The following is an 18,666-nucleotide window of genomic DNA, read 5'->3' as shown; positions in this document are numbered from 1 at the left end:
CGAATGGCATTCGATTCAAATACGAAAGATAAAACAGGGAGGTAAAAAATGAAGAATTTTAAAAATTACAGCATTTCCCGAAAACTGTTGACGGGCTTTTGCTGTATCACACTGATCATGCTTCTAGTGGGTGTCGCGGGCGTAGCCGGACTTCTCCGAATCAGTGCGATGGACACGTATTTATATGAAAAGCAGACGGCGCCGGTTGAAAACCTGATTGGTGCCATTGAGGGACTGTATCAGTTTCGGATCGATTCCAGAACTATGATTATCATGGCAGGAAACACCGGTGAGCTGGATAAATTGGAACAGCAGTTTCAAAGTGATAAGGAAAAATTCCTGACTAATATAGAAAAGTACCGTGAGACAGTCACTAACTCTGCTTCCCTGGCACTTCTTGATGAATCTGTAGAACTGTTTAATAATTCATTTGAGCCGGCAGTTTTGAATTGTCTTGTGGAAGCCAGAAATGGGGAAGGAGACGAAGCATATACCCAGCTGTTTAAAGAAACGGATAATATTCAGAAGATGTTTCAAAATTTTGATATTCTCATCGATAACCGAATGGATGAAGCGCATAAAACGAACAACGAAAATCGTATCACTGCTGATGTGCTCACTGTTATTTTGGTAATGATCGCATTATTCGGTACATGCGCTGGTCTTGTTTTAGGAAGCAGAATCTCCGGTATGATCAGCCGTCCCATCAAACAGGTTGTGGAAGCTGCAGACCGTATTGCTTCTGGCCACGTAGATGTCGATTTAGGCAGAATAGATACGGAAGATGAGACGGGCCAGCTTGCAAAGGCCTTTATGCAGATGACCGGCAGTATAAAGAAGCAGGTAAATGCGGCAGAAGATATCAGCAAGGGGGATTTTACTACAGAGGTGCCGCTGCGTTCCGAAAAGGACGTACTAGGTCTTGCCTTGCAGAAAATACGAAACGATTTAAACCAGACCCTGCATTCCATCAGTGTGGCAGCAGATCAGGTAAACGCTGGTTCCGGCCAGGTGGCATCAGCAGCACAGGCGCTTGCATCAGGCACCACAGAACAGGCAGCTACAGTAGAAGAACTGAGTGCATCCGTCAGCAGTATAGCAAAGGAAGCAGAGCAGAATGCAGAAAATGTAAAGAAAGCCACACTTTATATTGCTGATACGGGAAAAGGGCTGGAAGAAGGCAATTCATATATGCAGAAATTAAACAGTGCGATGAAGGATATCGGGACTGCATCAGATAAAATATCCAGTATAACGAAAGTAATCGAGGATATTGCTTTCCAGACCAATATTCTTGCATTAAACGCAGCTGTGGAATCTGCCCGCGCAGGTGAGGCAGGGAAGGGCTTTGCGGTTGTAGCTGACGAAGTTAGAAATCTTGCAGGCAAATCCGCTGAGGCTGCCAAACAGACTGCAGATTTAATTCAAAATTCAGTAAAGATTGTATCTGAAGGCGAAAAGCTGGCGGAGGAAACAAAACTGCTGCTGCTTTCAGTTGGAGAGAAATCAGAGCTTGTGGGACGTTTTGTCGGAGACATTCAACAGGCATCTTATAAGCAGGCAGCGGTAATTGATGAGATCAATCAGGGACTATCCCAGGTTTCTGCAGTCATTCAGACGAATGCGGCAACTGCTGAGGAAAGCTCGTCTTCCAGTGAAGAGCTGGCAGCTCAGGCACACTTACTATCTCAGGAAGTGGAGAAATTCAAATTATAGTAACAGAAGTTTGTTTAAGAAACGGCAGTTTATAACTGCCGTTTTCTGCTATGGTTTAGAATGTAACTACTTTTGGTTCAGAAGTGAAGGAGAAAATGGTTGCAGTCGCATTCTTTAGATATAATACTGCAAAAATACCATCGTCTACGGAATACATACGGCTAAGTGCAGCCTCATTGTCCTCCATCATAGCAGCTTTTGCTTCTCTGCGGTCATCCCATACAGCCTCGGCTTCCAGTCTGATCCAGGTTCCCTTATTCATAGCTGAAATTTCAATTTTTGGATTTTTCTGCATTTGAGCGAATACTTTTTTCTGGTTGCTTGTTGTGATGTAAAGTCTGCCTTCAAATTCACAGACTGCACCAAAGGGGCGTACACGGGGTTTGTCTCCCTCTGTGGTTGCCAGGTAAAAAGTTCCGCATTCTTTTAAGTAATTGAGGATTTCGTTCATCACTCTTGCTCCTTTCAGATATTCATGCTATAATTTGTTCACATGACCATTATACCTAGTATGATAATTTTGTAAACTACGATATTTTGTGATACCTAGTATCAAGGAGGATACCTATATGGATAAGAAAGATTTATTTGGCCTGTGTCCTTACGTTACCTCTCAGAAAGTTCTTTCCGGTAAGTGGTCCATCTATCTGTTATATTTATTAAAGGATGGTCCGGTGCGGTTTAATGAACTGAAGCGTATGATGCCGGAGGAGATTACTCATACCACACTTTCCAGACAGTTAAAATTCCTGGAAGAAGAGGGACTGGTTGTCCGAAAAGAGTATTCTCAGATTCCACCCAAGGTAGAATACTTTTTAAGTGAGATCGGCAGTAAATTTGATCAGGTACTGATTGCATTAGGAGAATGGGGCGATGAATACATTCGATTTTTGAAAGAAAAGACATAAGTTTTTATTTACAATGTCCCATAGCATATGTATAATGTAAAAAATTATACCAACGGATATTTTAGGGAGAAGTAAAATGAGAAAACTGATTGAAATGAGAAAAGATTTAGATCAATGTGACCAACAGATTCTGGAACTGCTAACGAAACGATTTTCCTGTATAGGGGAGATGATCGATTATAAGAAAGCCTGTGGACTTCCCATACTTGAACCGGATCAGGAAGCAGACCGAGAGAAAACTCTGTCTCAGGCAATTGGTAAACTTAGTTATAAAGAGGAACTCCTTAGAATTTTCCGTCAGATTGAGGAAAACAGTAAATGTGTGCAGAGCAGGAACCTGTTTCATTATAATATTGCCCTCATTGGTTTTATGGGGGCCGGAAAAAGTACGGTATCCCAATATTTAAAAGATATGCTGGGGATGAATGAAGTGGATGTGGACACCAGAATTGTACAAGATCAGAAGATGCCCATTAAGGAAATCTTTGCCAGATATGGAGAAGAGTATTTCCGTAACTGTGAGAGCAGCGCTATCGTAAACTTAAAGGACTGCAGGCAGACGATTATTTCCTGCGGCGGCGGCGCGGTTATCAGGGAAGAGAATGTAGTGAATCTAAAGAAAAACAGCAGAATTGTACTTTTAACAGCCAGTCCGGAGACCATATTAGAGAGGGTGAAAGACAGCGATGAGCGCCCCATCTTGAATGGAAATATGAATGTGGAATATATAAAAGAACTGATGGAGAAAAGAGCTTCCATCTACAGGAAAGCTGCGGATATTATAATAGAAACAGACGGTAAGGACATTTCAGGAATATGTGAGGAGTTAATTCAGGCTCTGATAAAGCTGGAAGCATAAACTAATATAAATACGTATCTCTTACGTTGAATTCACGGGAGATGCGTATTTTTTTTGCTTTTACACAACCATCTACACAACTTTTACAAATAGTCCTGCTATTCTTTTACTCAGAACTATAAAAAGGAGGATGCGTAATGGGAACAGCAGTCAGAACCAAAAAATTGCGTATCGGCGGAATGACCTGTATCAGCTGCCAGAATAAAATTGAAAAAAAACTGCGTAATACAGCTGGAATCGAAAAAGTGGAAGTGAGTTACAACGCAGGTACTGCTTCTGTAACATTTGATACGGATATCATTTCCTATCAGAGTATAACCGGAATCATAGAGAACTTAGGCTACACCGTTTTAGCAGATCAGGCAAACCCGGGAAGGGATGCTCACAGGACTGTGGGCGTTTTAATTATTATTGTTTCTTTATATATGCTTTTGGAACAGACCGGTCTGTTAAATTTACTCGTTCCCAGTCAGCTGGCTGACGAAACAATGGGATATGGGATGCTCTTTTTAATTGGTTTGATTACGTCAGTTCATTGTGTGGCAATGTGCGGCGGAATTAATCTGTCTCAGTGCATTCCAAAAAGCGGAGAGTCCGATTTGAATCAGGGCCGTTTTGCAGCCCTGCGTCCCACGTTTCTTTATAATCTGGGTCGTGTCATCTCCTATACTGCAGTTGGTTTTCTGGTAGGAGGGCTGGGTGCTGCTGTGACTTTTTCCAATACACTTCAGGGTGTTTTAAAACTTGTTGCAGGAATCTTTATGGTGATTATGGGAATTAACATGCTGGGGATTTTTCCATGGCTTCGCAGGCTTAATCCCAGGATGCCAAAGTTTTTTGCAGCAAAAATCAGTCATGAGAAAGCAAAGAGCAGCAGTCCGTTTGTAGTCGGACTTTTAAATGGGCTTATGCCCTGCGGGCCGCTTCAGGCCATGCAGATCTATGCACTGTCAACCGGTAATCCGTTTTCCGGTGCGCTCTCCATGTTTTTATTCAGCCTTGGAACGGTTCCTTTGATGTTCACTTTAGGCGCTTTATCTACGGTTCTGGGAAAGAAATTTACAAACAGAGTCATGACTGCAGGTGCAGTTCTGGTCGTGGTATTGGGTTTATCCATGTTTACACAGGGGATCAGTCTGTCAGGCTTTCAGCCTTCTGATTTCCTGCCCGGCTTTGTAAGTAATGGTGCCGAGAATCAGCAAGGAACGGAAGAAATAAAAATCGAAGACGGTGTTCAGGTAATTAACAGTACCTTAAGTTCAGGACGATATCCCAATATTCATGTCCAGGCAGGAATTCCGGTAAAATGGGTGATAGACGCACCACAAGGAAGTATTAATGGCTGCAACAACCGGATGATCATACGGGAATACGGAATTGAATACTCCTTTCACACAGGAGAAAATGTGGTGGAGTTTACTCCGGATAAAACCGGTAAGATTCCCTATAGCTGCTGGATGGGAATGATCCGTGGTTCCATTTACGTGACAGAACAGGGAGAGACAGAGAGCGGGGAGAACGCCCAGGGAGAGGGAGTCTTAAAAGAATATGCTCCGGAAAAACCAGTTCCTGCAGGTTATACAATACCGGTGGATGAGGTGGCTGTTGCCAAGGAGTCTGTGGATGACAATGGAAGTCCAGTACAAAAAATTACGCTGGAACTGACTGATCAGGGATTTAAACCTGCCGTTGCAGTGGTAAAATCCGGTGTGAATGTAGAATGGACACTCACAGACAACCGGACAGGCACCGATTACGGAACCGATCTTTTGATCCCTGATTATTCGACTATGCTTTATCTGGAAAAAGGAGAAAATACTTTATACTTCGCACCGGAGAAAAGCTTTGACTTTTCTACAGGGGATAATTCATTTTATGGATATATCAAGGTAGTGGATGATCTGGAAAATGTTGATACAAACGCAGTCAGGGATGAGGTAAGTAAATTTCAGACCATGATCTGGCCTGATGATACATTTCAGGGTGCCGGTGGTTCCTGCTGTGGATAAGCGGATGAAACATTAAGACTGGAAAGGAGATTTGCACATGGATTTATTGTATAGTCACTGGCACTGCATTCTGCCTGCTGCTGCCCTGATTGTGGGAATGTTTTTTTTAAGAAGCAGGGAAAAGCAGGATTAAAATGACGGATAGAGGAGAATCAGAATGAACAAAGATAATAAAAATAAACAAGGAAACAGGATGTCTGCGGTTAAAAAAAGTCTGACAGCAGTCTTGACAGCAGGGATGGCCATACTGGTTCTGTCTGCATGCAGTACCAGTAGCAAGGCGCCTGAGGATACTGCCAAGGCTCCGGCAGACCTTATTATACCGGTATCAGAGATTTCCAGTACAGCTTCTTACTATCCGGTGGAAGTAGATGGAACAAAGATGGAGGTTGTGGCAGTGAAAGCGCCGGATGGTTCCATACGGACTGCTTTTAATACCTGTCAGGTATGTTACGATTCGGGACGGGGATACTACAAACAGGATGGTGATGTTCTGGTATGCCAAAACTGCGGAAACAGATTCCCCATGGACCGGGTGGAAGTAGAAGCCGGCGGCTGCAATCCATGGCCTATATTTGATCAGAATAAGACCGTAACAGAGGAATCCATTACGATCACTTCTGACTTTTTAAAGGAATCCAGACAGATATTTGCCAACTGGAAGAAATCTTACTAATTTAATCGGGACATTTCATGGAGCAGTTTACGACAAGACCATTCTGGTTTAAGTAATCTGCTCCCCAATTATACATGGCTTCAAGAATGGGGCGTATGCTGGTTCCCAGTTCTGAAAGGGAATATTCAACTTTAGGGGGAACCACAGGATAAACCTTTCGTACAATCAGATTATTTTCTTCCAGTTCCCGTAACTGCTGAGTCAGCATTTTTGGAGTGGCCTGCGGGATCAGTTTTTTTAGTTCTCCGAATCTTAATGTATGGTCAATAAGGTGCCATAAGATCAGGGCTTTGTATTTGCCGCCGATCATATCTAAGGTGGCATCTACCGGGCAGTTATAGCCAGCGCATTCAATTGGTGGCATAGATGATTCCTCCTTTAGTATCTTTTTGGGTACTATATCACTAAAAAGTGCATACTTGCAATTATCGTAATATCTGCCATAATAATACCATGAGTACTCGAAAACTTCAAGAGGCATCAGCAAATAGTAAGAGGTGAAAATATGGAAAATAAAACATTAGATATAAGAGGTATGACATGTGCAGCCTGTGCACAAAGAATAGAAAAGACGGTGCGAAAGCTGCCGGGTATCAATCAGGCATCTGTAAACTTAGCCAGCGAAAAGCTGTTTGTGGAATATGAAAACAGCAATCTGGATTTATCTGATATAAAGGCGGCGGTTACGAAAATTGGCTATGAGGTGGCAGAAAAATCGACTAATACCGATGTCACCATCCCCATCGGAGGAATGACCTGTGCTGCTTGTGCCAGACGTGTGGAGAAAGCCATTGGAAAACTGGAAGGTGTGGAACAGTCCTCTGTAAACTTCGCAACAGAAAAAGCCACGGTAGCTTATGATCCCCAAAAGGTAAGACTATCTGCAATTAAAAGCGCCATTGAAAAAGCAGGTTATCAGGCTTTGGAGGTTAACAAAGCCGATGCGGCAGACGAAGACAGAGCCAGAAAGCAGAGGGAGATAAAAACACTTTGGACAAAATTCATTATTTCTGCGGTTTTCTCTCTTCCTCTTTTATATATTGCAATGGCACCTATGATCAGCTTTATCCGCTTTCCATTTCCATCAGCCATAGCACCCATGAATTATCCACTTACCTATGCTCTGGCAGAATTGATTTTAGTGGCACCTGTAATTGGTGTGGGATATAAATTTTATACCATTGGCTTTAAGGCACTGTTTCAGAAAAGCCCCAATATGGATTCTCTGATTGCAATCGGAACCACAGCGGCTGTTCTATACAGCATTTATAATACATTTCAGATTGCAAACGGTCATTTTGAAGCAGTAGATGCGCTTTACTATGAATCAGCAGGTGTAATCATTACCCTGATTCTTCTTGGTAAATCATTAGAAGCTGTTTCCAAAGGCAGAACCAGTGAAGCAATTAAAAAACTGATGGGCCTTGCACCTAAGACAGCGGTTATTCTAGAAGATGGTCAGGAAAAGGAAATTCCCATTGACGAGGTGGAAATCGGTGATATTATTCTGGTAAAGCCAGGCGATAAAATTCCGGTGGATGGTACTGTTTTAGGCGGTCACACGGCAATTGATGAATCTATGCTCACCGGTGAGAGTATGCCGGTGGATAAAAACGAAGGTGATCCGGTTTATGCCGCATCTATCAATACCACAGGTGTGATCCAGTTCAGGGCCGAAAAAATCGGAAGTGATACAGCGCTTGCCCAGATCATCAAGCTGGTGGAGGATGCACAGGGATCCAAAGCACCCATTGCACAGATGGCTGATATTGTATCCGGATATTTTGTTCCTGTGGTATGTGTGATTGCACTTCTCTCCGGAATTGCCTGGTACATTGGTACAGCAGGAGACTTAAAGTTTGCACTTACCATCTTTATTTCCGTCCTTGTAATCGCCTGCCCATGTGCTCTTGGTCTTGCTACACCGACTGCCATCATGGTAGGTACTGGAAAAGGTGCAGAAAACGGTATTTTAATTAAAGGCGGAGAGGCGTTAGAGACTGCTCATAAAATTAATACCATTGTATTTGATAAAACAGGAACTATAACAGAAGGAAAGCCCAAAGTTACTGATATTATTACTGCAGGAGAAATTTCCAAAGACCGCCTTTTCCAGCTTACTGCATCTGCGGAGCGAGGTTCCGAACATCCACTGGGGCAGGCAATTGTAAATGGAGCAAAGGAAGCAGGACTCTCTCTTTTAGAGGCAGAGCAGTTTGATTCACTCACAGGACGGGGAATTAAAGCCCGGCTGGAAGGAGAAGAGGTTCTTGCAGGAAACAGGAAACTGATGGTGGAACAGAATATCTCCCTTGCAGGTTTGGAAGAGATTTCGGATAAACTGGCAGAAGAAGGGAAAACCCCCATGTACGTGGCAGTAAATGGTGCTTTGGCAGGAATTGTAGCGGTTGCAGATGTGGTGAAAGAATCCAGCCGCGCAGCTATTATGCGGCTTCACAAAATGGGAATTGAAGTAGCGATGATTACCGGTGATAATCAAAAGACTGCAGCAGCCATTGCAAAACAGGTAGGGATTGACCGGGTACTGGCCGAGGTGCTTCCTCAGGATAAATCCAACGAGGTGAAAAAACTTCAGTCTGAAAGACGGAAAGTAGCGATGGTTGGAGATGGAATTAATGATGCTCCGGCACTTGCTCAGGCAGACATCGGAATTGCCATTGGATCCGGTACAGATGTTGCCATGGAATCGGCAGATATCGTTCTGATGCGTTCGGATTTAATGGATGTGCCCACTGCTATTGATTTAAGCAAGCATACCATCCGCAATATTAAACAGAATCTTTTCTGGGCATTCGGTTATAATGTAATCGGAATTCCCATTGCAGCGGGAATTTTGCACCTGCTGTTTAACGGCCCCCTTTTAAACCCCATGTTTGCGGCAGCTGCCATGAGCTTAAGCTCTGTATCCGTATTGACCAATGCACTGCGGTTAAAGAGATTTAAACCTGAGACAGGAAAGAGGTGACAGAAACATGATGAATAATAAGAAAGCAATCGCAGCGATTGCTGCAGGTTTACTGGTGGTTTGTGCAATTGTGTTTCTGACAGTTGAGAGCGCCGGCGGTACCCTTGATGTAGTAGGAAAAAGATCCATACAGTCGTTTGAGCAGGTATTAAAGGCAATTCCTGATCAGGCAAGCCAGGAAAGCGAAGGGAAAGACTTTACCCTGACCGCTCCTGACGGCGGTGTGCGTTTTATCTGGAACAGCGCAAATAATTCTGATTCCCGTTTTGATGTGATGCTTCAGGCAGATGCAGCCCCATTTATTGCTGCAGGACTGGATACGGAAAAGCTGCCGGAGGAATATGACGTAAGCGGCGATTTTATTACGGCAGGACTGAAACTTGATAACAGCGGTTATGTGAAGGATGGTGGATCTGCTCTTGATGCATATGAAAGCATGGTTTATAATGACAGGAGTCTGATTAATTACCATATGGATATGGATCACTTCGGAGTGAAGCTTGGCGGCGGAAATATGTTTGAATGGGCAAAGAATATGAAAACCAGTGCAGCAACCGGAGAGGAACAGGATAAAGACATTGTATTTGTTCTTAATCCGGAACCATTTATAGCTGCTGGTGTTAATCCCGAAAAGGTGGAGGGCTGGATCTATGCTCCTGTTCCCGTTATGGAGAACGGGAAAAAAGTAGAGGTCTTAAAGTTTTTAAAGCCTTTTAATATACAATAAAAAATCATGGAGGAATATGATATGGCAAAGACAGTAATTAACGTAGATGGAATGGCGTGTGAACATTGTGTAAAGGCAATTACCGGTGCAGTAGGAGCATTGAACGGAGTTTCCAATGTGGCGGTTGATTTATCTGCGAAGACAGTAACTGTGGACCACAACCCAGAGGAAGCATCTGTGGAAAAAATCAAAGCAGAGATTGAAGATCAGGGCTACGATGTAGTAGAATAAAGAAAGACGGGAACCGGAAAATGTCCGGTTCCCGTCTTTCATACCGGAAAGCTCCGTTAAATTGAGGTGAAAGAATGCACAAAAACAGCAGGCAAGTGCTGGTAGTAGATGATGAGCCGAAAATCCTTGAAGTGGTATGTATGCTATTGGAAAGTAAAGGATTTGTGGTATTCCCTGCCGAAAACGGGAAAAAGGCACTTGAAATTTTTGATTCAGAGAATATTTCTCTTGTTATACTGGATTTAATGCTTCCGGATGTATCGGGAGAAGAGGTCTGCACGATTATCCGCAAAAAATCCCGTGTCCCTGTCATTATGCTGACTGCAAGGGTAGAGGAAGAGGACGTGGTTAGCGGACTGGAACTGGGAGCAGACGACTATATTATGAAACCATTTGGCTTAAAAGAACTGTATGCCAGGGTGGAAGCCGTACTAAGGCGCACCGAAAGCGATCTCATACCTCTCGTAAAACGCAATTCCTGGAGAGCGGGAGATCTTGTTGTGGATTTTGAACGTAATGAGATAAAGAAAAAGGGAATCAGTATGGCTCTGACACCCAGCGAGATGAAGATTCTGTCTGCACTGATTAAATACCCAGGTAAAGTATTTACCAGAGATGAGCTGATTGATTCTGCTTTGGGTGAGGATTTTGCCGGTTATGACAGAGCGATTGACAGCCACATTAAGAATATAAGAAAAAAGATAGAGGATGATCCAAGAAACCCAGCCTATGTTTTAACGATTCCGGGATTGGGATACAAGTTTGGAGGCTGATTGATATGAAAACCTTAAGAAAACAGCTTTCCCTTACCATTCTCCTGACACTTCTTGTAACCATCGCACTGATCGGACTTGCCTCCAACTGGCTGATTAACTGGGAGTTTGAAAAATATATAACCAGAATCGGTGAGGAAAGACGGGATAATATTGTTGAAGAGCTGGGAAAACAGTATGATGGTTTTCAAAGAAGCTGGAAACAGGATTACGTTCATGCAATCGGCATGAACTCTTTGTATGACGGATATATTATAAAGCTTTACGATGCAGACGGGAATGTAGTATGGGATGCGCAGAATCATGACATGAGTCTCTGCGGCCAGATCATGGATGAAATCTCACAACGCATGAAGGAACGGGGAACAGAAGGCGGATTCATTAATCATACCTATGAACTGGAACGGGATGGGAAAAAGACAGGAGCAGTCTCCATTAAGTATTATGGTCCGTTTTTTATGAATGAGGCAGATTTTAACTTTATTCAGGTGATGAATACAGTTCTTCTTGTGATAGGGGTAATGTCCGGAATCTGTGCGGTGGCTGTGGGGTGTATTCTGGGTAGCAGAATTTCCCGTCCGGTCACAAAAACCGCCTATATTGCAAAGCAGATATCCAAAGGCAATTATGAGCTCCGGTTTGAGCCAGGCACCAGGATCAGGGAGCTTGACGATCTTGGGATTGCCATTAATCATTTGTCAGGAGCATTGAAGGATCAGGAACGTCTTCGCAAGCAGCTGACTGCAGATGTTGCCCATGAACTGCGTACTCCTCTGACCGCGCTGGGGTCTCATTTAGAGGCCATGATTGAGGGCTTGTGGGAGGCGACACCGGAGCGTCTTAAAAGCTGCCACGAAGAAGTGAAACGTCTGGGAACATTAGTTGCCGATTTGGAGCAGCTGGCCAGAATTGAAGGGGAAAGTTTCAGTCTGAGCAAGAATCCCATGGATTTATTTTTGGCAGTGCGGACAGTATCGGAAAATATGACAGGAGAAATTAACAAAAAGAAACTGGCTCTCAGCATCAAGGGGGAACCGGTTTTTGTGGATGGAGATAAAAACAGGCTGGGGCAGGTATTCTCCAATCTGCTTTCTAACGCAATCAAGTATACACCAGAGGGCGGCAGTATCCGGATTGAGGTCAGTGAAACCAGTGAATATGGAGTTGTGACAATAACGGATACCGGTATAGGAATCAGAGAGGAAGAGCTGCCTCTTATATTCCAACGATTTTACCGTACAGATAAATCCAGAAACCGAAAAACAGGTGGTGCCGGAATCGGTCTTGCCATTGTAAAGTCCATTGTGGAATCCCACGGAGGCACTGTAACAGCAGAAAGTAAAGAGGATTCGGGAAGCTGTTTTACAGTCTCGATTCCAAAGTCAGGACTATGATTTAGAGATATCCTTCCGGTCCCTGCTCCTTTAGAGTAAACCGGTTTTTTGAAAAGGTAAGAATTTCTTCTGCCTGTAATTTACTCAGTTCATTGGACAGTGCGCTCCTGTCTACGGAAAGATAATCTGCCAGCTGCTGTCTGTTAAATGGTATATCAAAGGTGGAGGAATTGCTTTTTAAGGATTCCGTTGAGAGGTAGGAAAGCAGTTTCTCCCGAATTGTCTTTTTTGACATGTGCTGCATCTTCTTTGTGAGAACCAGGTTCCTGCCGGCTATGGCAGACAGAAAATTCTGGATCAGGCGGGTATGAAAGCCGCAGGCAGAGGTGCACACAGTTAAAATCTTATTAAAATCCAGAAATAAAATCTCACACTCAGAGTCAGCGATTACGCTCATTTCAATGGGGACAGAAGAAATACAGGCATAGGTTTCCGCAAACAGAGTTCCAGGCATGACTTCTGAAATAATGCTTCGCTTTCCCCAGAAATCTTCCTGAATAATTAACGCTGTTCCGGAAAGTACCATTCCCACCGAATGAATGTAATCGCCGCTTCTTATTATAAATTCATCTTTTTTAAAATGCTTCATCCGGGCGGATAAGCATTTTAGCATGCTTTTGATTTCATCAGGTGAGACACCTGAAAACAAGCTGGATTTTTTTAAAACATGAAGAAATTCTTCCATATGAATTGCCCTCCTGTGTATAATTTATCCCATTTTTCATATATTAATTTTAAAATGTTGTAGAAACAACGGAAATGATGATAATATTATATTATAATCTTCATATAAACACAAGAACAAATTAAGGAGGCAGACAAATGTCAGAGAAACTCTTGAAAAATATAGCTCAGGAAGAAGTAATTAAATTAGCAGATTTAGTTGAGATCCAGAATGGCCAGATTGTAAGTAAAACCCTGGTTCAGAATCAGTCCGTAAGCGTTACCCTGTTCGCCTTTGATCAGGGCGAAGAGATCAGCACTCATGAGTCCAATGGAGATGCAATGGTCACTGTCTTAGAGGGAACAGGAAAATTCACCGTAGATGGTACAGAATATCTATTAAATGAAGGGAAGACACTAGTTATGCCGGCGAAGAAGCCTCATGCCGTATACGCCCAGGAGTGTTTTAAGATGTCATTGGTAGTAGTATTTTAAAGAAAGGCCGAATGCAAAAGATGAAAAATCAAATGTCCGGTTTTCAGAATGAACTGACTGGGGCGCTCATCGGTCTGGCAAAGGCGTGTAAAATGAATATCCGCCAGGCAGCCGTAACCAGACTTCTGATGGAAGGTTTAATTACAACAGTGAAAGATGCTGGTTTTAATGACCAGGCTGTGGAAGATATGCTTGAAAAAGTCAGAAATGAAAAAAACCGAATTGCCCCGGGCTGTGCCACTTGTAAAAGTGTCTGTGGTAATACTTCAGATTATGACATAAAAAACGTCTGGACTTGCGACGAAGAGATCCGTTTTTTTAAATTCCTGATCTTGTCTGGCATCAAAGGAATTGCAGTTTATGCCCATCCTGCCATGGGAAAGGGATATGAAAGTGATAAAATAAATGAATTCTTTTACAAAGCTTTGTCTATCATAAGCTATGATTTAACAATGGAAGATCTCCTTCCGGTGGTGGCGGAAATGGCAGAGATGAATCAGATCATAAATTGCACCAGACAGGCTGGATCTTTTATCACAATACCAGATTATGAATCAATGCATGAATTCCTTACACGTAAGATGCCGGCAATGCTGGAAGAGAAGTATCATATTTCTCTAATCCCCATGCCAAAGGAAGATTTAAAGAAAATAACCGATCAACTAATATTGAATTAACAGGAGGAAGAAATAATGATAACGAAAGAAATGTATATTGGAGAAATTTTAAGAAGTAAACCGGAAGCAGCAGAGATTTTAATGGGCTGCGGAATGCACTGCCTTGGCTGTCCGTCTTCACAGATGGAGTCCTTAGAGGATGCCTGCATGGTTCACGGACTTGATGCAGATGAAGTGCTGGAGCAATTAAACAAATAGAGAAAAGAGGAATGAGATGAGTGCATTTTTAGGACCAATTCACATCTGGTTATATAATAAAATCCTGCTTCAGAACGCTATGACAGATGCGATTGTCGCTTTAGCAGAAGAAAAGGGCTGGACAGATGGATTAGGAGAGAGGATGGATTCCAGATATGGAACTCTGGAAACAGGTAATTTAGAGGATAATATTAATACGGATAACATTCACGGATGGCTGCAGGAGCGTGTCAGCCTGGTGGAAAACCGTCTTGCTTATGCAGTCACCACTCTTCTGGAAGAAGATCCGGCACGTATTGACGCGATGAAACAGGCAGTGAAGGAATTTGGCAAAAGCCGCAGACCAGAAGGGAATATATCTGTAAAACAGGCTTATGAACATCTGGAAAATACATTGTTAAACGGAATGCCTTGTGACAGAGTCAATCAGCTGGTAAAGGAAGAATCAGATCTGTTAGCTTATCATCAGGCTGTGGAAATACATGAACCATACTGGGATATGATCCATGGCGATGTAAACTATTACTATGAACTGAGAGAAGCCCTGATTGAGGGGATGTTTGAAGGTTTAAGTGTACAATTTCATCATACAGGAAATCAGGAGTATGAATTAAGGAGCCGCCAATGAATGGAATCGATATTTTAATGAAGGAACATGAAAATATTCTGGCTTTCAACGGTTTTTTAAGAAAAATATGTGCAGGAATTGTAGAAGGCGGAGAAGTTGATGGAGCCCTTCTTAGAGAATGCATCGATTTTGGCAGAAATTATGCGGACAAGCATCATCATGGGAAGGAAGAGAAAATCTTATTCCGGATTATGATGGAAAATATGGGGCCTGTTGCTGATAAGCTGATCCGCAACGGAATGCTGGTGGAACACGATCTGGGAAGACTGCATCTGACCCAGCTGGAAGCAGCAATTGAAGAATATGAAAAAAATCCCGTCACAGACCATAAGCTGGATATCATCTCCAATGCAGTGGGATACGGGGCATTGTTACAACGTCATATAGAGAAAGAAGATCAGGCTGCCTATGCGTTTGCTGCCCGTGCCCTTCCCGCAGATAAGATGAATGATGTGGATACAGAGACAGAAAGCTTTGAAAATCAGGCGAGAGAAGATGGAATCCAGGAGCACTACGAAAGCTGGCTTCGCAGCAAGCTGGGATAATTTTATACAGTTTAAATGATATACCGGCTTGTATAAAGAACGGAGTGGAGTAGAATAACTAAGGAATCAGTTATTTTGCTCCATTCCTTTTTTGCGTTAAAATTTCATGCTGAAATGAAGGATTTTTGATATAATGGAATGAAACAGGAGGTGAGAGTATGAAACGGAGACAGGAAAGCATTATCTACCAGCTGGCAGTCAGTGAAGGTCCCTTAACCACCGATGAACTGGCCAGAAGATTGTCTGTCAGTGCCCGAACTATTAAGTATGAAATGATAGAAGTGAGGTCTGTATTGCCAAAGTACGGAGCGGAGCTTTTTGCCAAGCGTAATGAAGGGTACTCCATACGGGTCAGGGACCGGGAACTGTTTGACCGGTACATTGAACCCCTCTCGCTTCAGTCCGGTCTGACCAATAACTTTGGTTCCGATGACAATGCAAGATTCCTATATATTGCAAGAAAACTGGTTTCTTCCTCCCGATATGCTAAGATTGAGGACATAGCGGACGAACTCTATTTGTCCAGAAGTGCCATCAGAGAAGCTGTTAACAGCGTGATGAATTTTTTAAAAAGCTATCATCTGGAGACGGAAAGCAAGCCAGGCCTTGGGATACGGACGTTTGGTACGGAGTACCATATGAGGATGGCGATGACAGAGCTGTTTGCGGTACATTTTCATAAAGTTTTACTGGACAATGCGGGAATGGAATATGCCAAATGGACACAGTGCGGCTATGAGGAACGCCAGGAGATCCGGCACGTATTTTTAAAGGTATTAAGAGAATCCCGGATCAAGGTGACGGATACAAACACCCAGCGTCTTGCGATCTACTTCATTATCGTCAGAAACCGGTGTAATGCCGGTTACCGGATAAAACTTCCTGATCGTTGGAAAGAGGAATTGAAAGGTACAGATGAGATTTCAGTGGCCAGTGAGATCTATAGGAAGCTAAATGCCGGTTTTGCCGGCTTTGATCTACCGGAGGAAGAGACGGTTTTTCTGGCTGTGTATCTGATGTCCTGCAGGGATATGTGGAATGTAGAGCAGCCGCAGACGGAATACGCTCTCTATTATCAAGATGCCAAGGAGATGATGACAGAGCTTCAGTCATATATGAAGGATATCTGCAACATTGATCTGATCCGTTATCCATGGGCCAGGAAAGAATTATTAAACCTGTTGATTTCTCTTTTTATCAGCATTCATTTTGGACTGGAGAGCCTGTACCGCTTCTGGTATGATTATGAAAATCAGGCTTTTCACAGCCCTGTTGCAGCAGCTTTGGCCTGCACAGCAGCCGGATTTTTGCAGGATCGGCTGGATATTAAAATTTCAGTTTCTTTCTATTCCCAGATGGCTTCCCTGTTTTTTAAGAGAATTTCACTGACGGAGTATAATATCAGACCTCAGAAGCTGTTGTTGGTTAATTCTAATGGATTAGGTCTGAATGAGATCCTCCAGAAACGGATTGTCAGCAGATATGAACGTCTGGTTGATTCATTTACGATTGCAGAGCTGTATGAGATACGGGGGATGAATCAGGAAGAGTACGATGCTGTATTAACAGATACCAGCGAAATCGCGTATCATTATGATCTTCCCTGCTGTGTCATTCGTACCATAAGCAGCGAAAAGGAAATGGATCTGCTCTTTAACCGGCATTTAATTAAGGCTTATCAGACGGAGGGGCTTATCCCCCGTGAGGAACAAATAGAAATCATTAAAAACTACCGTTATACCGATGAACTTCAGTTTTTTCAGTTCCTTGCATTCCGTCACGGAAAGACGGAAAAAGAGAGGGAGCGGATTTTAGAATTTATGGAGAGGGTCAGTTTTTATGATATGGGGTATTTGTCGGCTAAATCTGTGATGCTCTATGTTCCGGCATCTCTCTGTGAAAAAGAGTGTATCGAACTGTACTGTCTGGCTGATACCGGTTCATGGAGGGGAAAAGAGGTGGAGTATCTGCTGTTTCTATCTGCGGACTGGAAGGAGGACTGGAAGAGGGTGAAGGCATTAGAAAACAGTTTCAGACAGTTGTTTTCTGAATATTCCAATATGAAAGCCTTTTCTGAACGGAGACGTCCCGTATTATTTGAGATGATCGAAAAATGCTTAAAATATGAATAATGGTTCCATGCGAAAAATTGCACTAATTCAGGTCTAGAATTAGTGCTTTTCACTTATTAGAGACAAACGTGAGCATAGAAAAAAGGAAGTATAAGTAATATAATGGAATTAACAAAGGAGGAGAGGGAAATGAAACTATTTGTATCATCGCATGGTCATCTGGCAAGCGGTTTTCAGAGTTCCATGGAGATTTTATATGGCAGGTGCGATAATCTTACTGTTTTTGATGCATATGTAGATGAACGTTCTATTAAGGAGCAATTAGAGCAATTTTTTAAAACAGTAAAAGATGGAGAACAGGTTTTACTCATCTCTGACCTTTATGGAAGCAGTGTAAACCAGGCCATGAGTCTTTTTCTTGACAGGCCGGATACCATTCTGATTGCAGGTGCAAATCTGGCACTCCTGATTGGGCTTGCAGGCAGAGAACGTATATCAAGAGAGGAACTGGAGGAATTAATAGCCCAGAGCAGAGAAATGCTTTGTATTGTAGATTTGGAAAAAGAGACAATCTCCGATGAGGAGGACTTTTTTTAAAAGGAGGGTAAAACGATGATCGTAATGATAAGACTGGATGAGAGACTGATTCATGGACAGGTGGCAATTAAATGGTCCCAGCATACGGGGGTGGACCGGATTGTGGTGGCTGATGATGAAGCGGCAGCCAATCCCCTGATTCAGAAATCCCTGATGATGGCAGCTCCTCCCACCGCCAAAACCGCAATTAAGGATGTGGACGCAGCCATTGAACTTTTAAAAAATCCCAAAGCAGCAGATCATAAGATTCTGGTAATAGTCAGCAATCCATCCGCATTGCTTAAGGTGGTGACACTTGTTCCGGATATCCCTCTTGTGAATGTAGGCAATTATGGAAGAGTCGCACCAAAAGCGGAAGGGGAGTCAAGGAAAACTTACCGTAAAAATTTATATGCATATGAAACTGAGATGATGGAATTAAAGAAGGTCATTGAAACAGGCATTAAATGCAATTACCAGACGGTTCCGGATGATATTCCGGAAGAACTATTAAAAGTATTGAGTTAAGGAGG

At 42.9% G+C, this 18,666-nt stretch carries 21 protein-coding genes; 18 read left to right on the top strand and 3 right to left on the bottom strand.

The features are described 5' to 3' along the window. Positions 1–48 precede the first annotated feature (48 nt). Positions 49–1,716, top strand: a complete 1,668-nt coding sequence (locus RZO55_RS10345) for a methyl-accepting chemotaxis protein (RefSeq protein WP_318064201.1) — start codon at positions 49–51, stop codon at positions 1,714–1,716. Between the two features lie 55 nt (positions 1,717–1,771). Here the strand turns inward: RZO55_RS10345 and RZO55_RS10340 are convergent, their stop codons facing one another. Continuing rightward, entirely contained in the window at positions 1,772–2,167 is a 396-nt protein-coding gene (locus tag RZO55_RS10340; RefSeq protein WP_318064200.1) for a pyridoxamine 5'-phosphate oxidase family protein, read from the bottom strand. Between the two features lie 118 nt (positions 2,168–2,285). On the opposite strand from RZO55_RS10340, the gene RZO55_RS10335 reads away from it, so the two are divergent. From RZO55_RS10335 to RZO55_RS10320, 4 genes are all read left to right on the top strand, one after another. Beyond that, positions 2,286–2,624 carry a winged helix-turn-helix transcriptional regulator gene (locus tag RZO55_RS10335; RefSeq protein ID WP_318064199.1) on the top strand — a complete coding sequence of 113 codons (339 nt, stop codon included), beginning with the start codon at positions 2,286–2,288 and terminating at the stop codon, positions 2,622–2,624. Positions 2,625–2,700: 76 nt separating this feature from the next. After that, the gene (locus RZO55_RS10330) at positions 2,701–3,483 is read left to right on the top strand and encodes a shikimate kinase (protein WP_318064198.1); all 783 of its coding nucleotides are present in this window, start codon (positions 2,701–2,703) and stop codon (positions 3,481–3,483) included. 137 nt (positions 3,484–3,620) lie between these two features. Beyond that, a complete protein-coding gene (locus RZO55_RS10325) occupies positions 3,621–5,492 on the top strand; it encodes an urease accessory protein UreH domain-containing protein (RefSeq protein WP_318064197.1) in 1,872 nt (623 codons plus the stop codon). Positions 5,493–5,649: 157 nt separating this feature from the next. After that, positions 5,650–6,168 (top strand): DUF2318 domain-containing protein, encoded by a 519-nt coding sequence (locus tag RZO55_RS10320; protein WP_318064196.1) that lies wholly within the window; start codon positions 5,650–5,652, stop codon positions 6,166–6,168. 1 nt (position 6,169) lies between these two features. On the opposite strand, the gene RZO55_RS10315 is transcribed toward RZO55_RS10320, so the two are convergent. Further along, positions 6,170–6,532 (bottom strand): winged helix-turn-helix transcriptional regulator, encoded by a 363-nt coding sequence (locus RZO55_RS10315; protein ID WP_318064195.1) that lies wholly within the window; start codon positions 6,530–6,532, stop codon positions 6,170–6,172. Between the two features lie 141 nt (positions 6,533–6,673). Between RZO55_RS10315 and RZO55_RS10310 the strand changes: the two genes are divergently transcribed. The 5 genes from RZO55_RS10310 to RZO55_RS10290 all read left to right on the top strand — a co-directional run bounded on the left by RZO55_RS10310 (position 6,674) and on the right by RZO55_RS10290 (position 12,279). After that, positions 6,674–9,154: a heavy metal translocating P-type ATPase gene (locus RZO55_RS10310; protein ID WP_318064194.1), complete on the top strand. Its 2,481-nt coding sequence runs from the start codon at positions 6,674–6,676 to the stop codon at positions 9,152–9,154. 7 nt (positions 9,155–9,161) lie between these two features. Further along, the gene (locus tag RZO55_RS10305; protein ID WP_318064193.1) at positions 9,162–9,881 is read left to right on the top strand and encodes a hypothetical protein; all 720 of its coding nucleotides are present in this window, start codon (positions 9,162–9,164) and stop codon (positions 9,879–9,881) included. A gap of 21 nt (positions 9,882–9,902) precedes the next feature. Then, a complete protein-coding gene (copZ, locus tag RZO55_RS10300) occupies positions 9,903–10,112 on the top strand; it encodes a copper chaperone CopZ (RefSeq protein WP_318064192.1) in 210 nt (69 codons plus the stop codon). 74 nt (positions 10,113–10,186) lie between these two features. Further along, the gene (locus RZO55_RS10295; RefSeq protein ID WP_318064191.1) at positions 10,187–10,885 is read left to right on the top strand and encodes a response regulator transcription factor; all 699 of its coding nucleotides are present in this window, start codon (positions 10,187–10,189) and stop codon (positions 10,883–10,885) included. Between the two features lie 5 nt (positions 10,886–10,890). Continuing rightward, positions 10,891–12,279, top strand: a complete 1,389-nt coding sequence (locus RZO55_RS10290; RefSeq protein WP_318064190.1) for a HAMP domain-containing sensor histidine kinase — start codon at positions 10,891–10,893, stop codon at positions 12,277–12,279. Position 12,280: 1 nt separating this feature from the next. Here RZO55_RS10290 and RZO55_RS10285 read toward each other — a convergent pair whose 3' ends face one another. Next, entirely contained in the window at positions 12,281–12,964 is a 684-nt protein-coding gene (locus RZO55_RS10285) for a Crp/Fnr family transcriptional regulator (protein ID WP_318064189.1), read from the bottom strand. 137 nt (positions 12,965–13,101) lie between these two features. Between RZO55_RS10285 and RZO55_RS10280 the strand changes: the two genes are divergently transcribed. The 8 genes from RZO55_RS10280 to RZO55_RS10245 all read left to right on the top strand — a co-directional run bounded on the left by RZO55_RS10280 (position 13,102) and on the right by RZO55_RS10245 (position 18,661). Then, positions 13,102–13,437 carry a cupin domain-containing protein gene (locus RZO55_RS10280; RefSeq protein WP_318064188.1) on the top strand — a complete coding sequence of 112 codons (336 nt, stop codon included), beginning with the start codon at positions 13,102–13,104 and terminating at the stop codon, positions 13,435–13,437. A gap of 20 nt (positions 13,438–13,457) precedes the next feature. Continuing rightward, on the top strand, positions 13,458–14,114 hold the full coding sequence (locus RZO55_RS10275; protein WP_318064187.1) for a hypothetical protein: 657 nt from the start codon (positions 13,458–13,460) through the stop codon (positions 14,112–14,114). 15 nt (positions 14,115–14,129) lie between these two features. After that, positions 14,130–14,312: a DUF1858 domain-containing protein gene (locus tag RZO55_RS10270; protein WP_170823777.1), complete on the top strand. Its 183-nt coding sequence runs from the start codon at positions 14,130–14,132 to the stop codon at positions 14,310–14,312. A gap of 16 nt (positions 14,313–14,328) precedes the next feature. Then, entirely contained in the window at positions 14,329–14,940 is a 612-nt protein-coding gene (locus RZO55_RS10265; protein WP_318064186.1) for a hypothetical protein, read from the top strand. Further along, the gene (locus RZO55_RS10260; protein ID WP_318064185.1) at positions 14,937–15,485 is read left to right on the top strand and encodes a hemerythrin domain-containing protein; all 549 of its coding nucleotides are present in this window, start codon (positions 14,937–14,939) and stop codon (positions 15,483–15,485) included. Before RZO55_RS10265 ends, RZO55_RS10260 begins: the two co-directional genes overlap by 4 nt. Before the next feature lie 158 nt (positions 15,486–15,643). Next, positions 15,644–17,617, top strand: coding sequence for a BglG family transcription antiterminator (locus tag RZO55_RS10255; protein ID WP_318064184.1), 1,974 nt, complete (start codon positions 15,644–15,646; stop codon positions 17,615–17,617). A gap of 129 nt (positions 17,618–17,746) precedes the next feature. Continuing rightward, a complete protein-coding gene (locus RZO55_RS10250) occupies positions 17,747–18,154 on the top strand; it encodes a PTS sugar transporter subunit IIA (protein ID WP_318064183.1) in 408 nt (135 codons plus the stop codon). 15 nt (positions 18,155–18,169) lie between these two features. Then, positions 18,170–18,661, top strand: coding sequence for a PTS sugar transporter subunit IIB (locus RZO55_RS10245; RefSeq protein WP_318064182.1), 492 nt, complete (start codon positions 18,170–18,172; stop codon positions 18,659–18,661). The last annotated feature ends 5 nt before the right edge of the window (positions 18,662–18,666 follow it).

This window comes from Clostridium boliviensis, from assembly GCF_033342255.1.
GTDB lineage: Bacteria > Bacillota > Clostridia > Lachnospirales > Lachnospiraceae > Lacrimispora > Lacrimispora boliviensis.
This window is presented reverse-complemented; position numbering and strand designations above follow the sequence as displayed.

Bases quoted from the DNA above. Each gene is read 5' to 3' on its own strand.
- RZO55_RS10315 (WP_318064195.1), bottom strand. From the start codon at position 6,532: ATGCCACCAATTGAATGCGCTGGCTATAACTGCCCGGTAGATGCCACC.
- RZO55_RS10295 (WP_318064191.1), top strand. From the start codon at position 10,187: ATGCACAAAAACAGCAGGCAAGTGCTGGTAGTAGATGATGAGCCGAAA.
- RZO55_RS10345 (WP_318064201.1), top strand. From the start codon at position 49: ATGAAGAATTTTAAAAATTACAGCATTTCCCGAAAACTGTTGACGGGC.
- RZO55_RS10245 (WP_318064182.1), top strand. From the start codon at position 18,170: ATGATCGTAATGATAAGACTGGATGAGAGACTGATTCATGGACAGGTG.
- RZO55_RS10285 (WP_318064189.1), bottom strand. From the start codon at position 12,964: ATGGAAGAATTTCTTCATGTTTTAAAAAAATCCAGCTTGTTTTCAGGT.
- RZO55_RS10255 (WP_318064184.1), top strand. From the start codon at position 15,644: ATGAAACGGAGACAGGAAAGCATTATCTACCAGCTGGCAGTCAGTGAA.
- RZO55_RS10290 (WP_318064190.1), top strand. From the start codon at position 10,891: ATGAAAACCTTAAGAAAACAGCTTTCCCTTACCATTCTCCTGACACTT.
- RZO55_RS10275 (WP_318064187.1), top strand. From the start codon at position 13,458: ATGAAAAATCAAATGTCCGGTTTTCAGAATGAACTGACTGGGGCGCTC.
- RZO55_RS10270 (WP_170823777.1), top strand. From the start codon at position 14,130: ATGATAACGAAAGAAATGTATATTGGAGAAATTTTAAGAAGTAAACCG.
- RZO55_RS10260 (WP_318064185.1), top strand. From the start codon at position 14,937: ATGAATGGAATCGATATTTTAATGAAGGAACATGAAAATATTCTGGCT.
- RZO55_RS10280 (WP_318064188.1), top strand. From the start codon at position 13,102: ATGTCAGAGAAACTCTTGAAAAATATAGCTCAGGAAGAAGTAATTAAA.
- copZ (WP_318064192.1), top strand. From the start codon at position 9,903: ATGGCAAAGACAGTAATTAACGTAGATGGAATGGCGTGTGAACATTGT.
- RZO55_RS10330 (WP_318064198.1), top strand. From the start codon at position 2,701: ATGAGAAAACTGATTGAAATGAGAAAAGATTTAGATCAATGTGACCAA.
- RZO55_RS10340 (WP_318064200.1), bottom strand. From the start codon at position 2,167: ATGAACGAAATCCTCAATTACTTAAAAGAATGCGGAACTTTTTACCTG.
- RZO55_RS10325 (WP_318064197.1), top strand. From the start codon at position 3,621: ATGGGAACAGCAGTCAGAACCAAAAAATTGCGTATCGGCGGAATGACC.
- RZO55_RS10320 (WP_318064196.1), top strand. From the start codon at position 5,650: ATGAACAAAGATAATAAAAATAAACAAGGAAACAGGATGTCTGCGGTT.
- RZO55_RS10250 (WP_318064183.1), top strand. From the start codon at position 17,747: ATGAAACTATTTGTATCATCGCATGGTCATCTGGCAAGCGGTTTTCAG.
- RZO55_RS10305 (WP_318064193.1), top strand. From the start codon at position 9,162: ATGATGAATAATAAGAAAGCAATCGCAGCGATTGCTGCAGGTTTACTG.
- RZO55_RS10265 (WP_318064186.1), top strand. From the start codon at position 14,329: ATGAGTGCATTTTTAGGACCAATTCACATCTGGTTATATAATAAAATC.
- RZO55_RS10335 (WP_318064199.1), top strand. From the start codon at position 2,286: ATGGATAAGAAAGATTTATTTGGCCTGTGTCCTTACGTTACCTCTCAG.
- RZO55_RS10310 (WP_318064194.1), top strand. From the start codon at position 6,674: ATGGAAAATAAAACATTAGATATAAGAGGTATGACATGTGCAGCCTGT.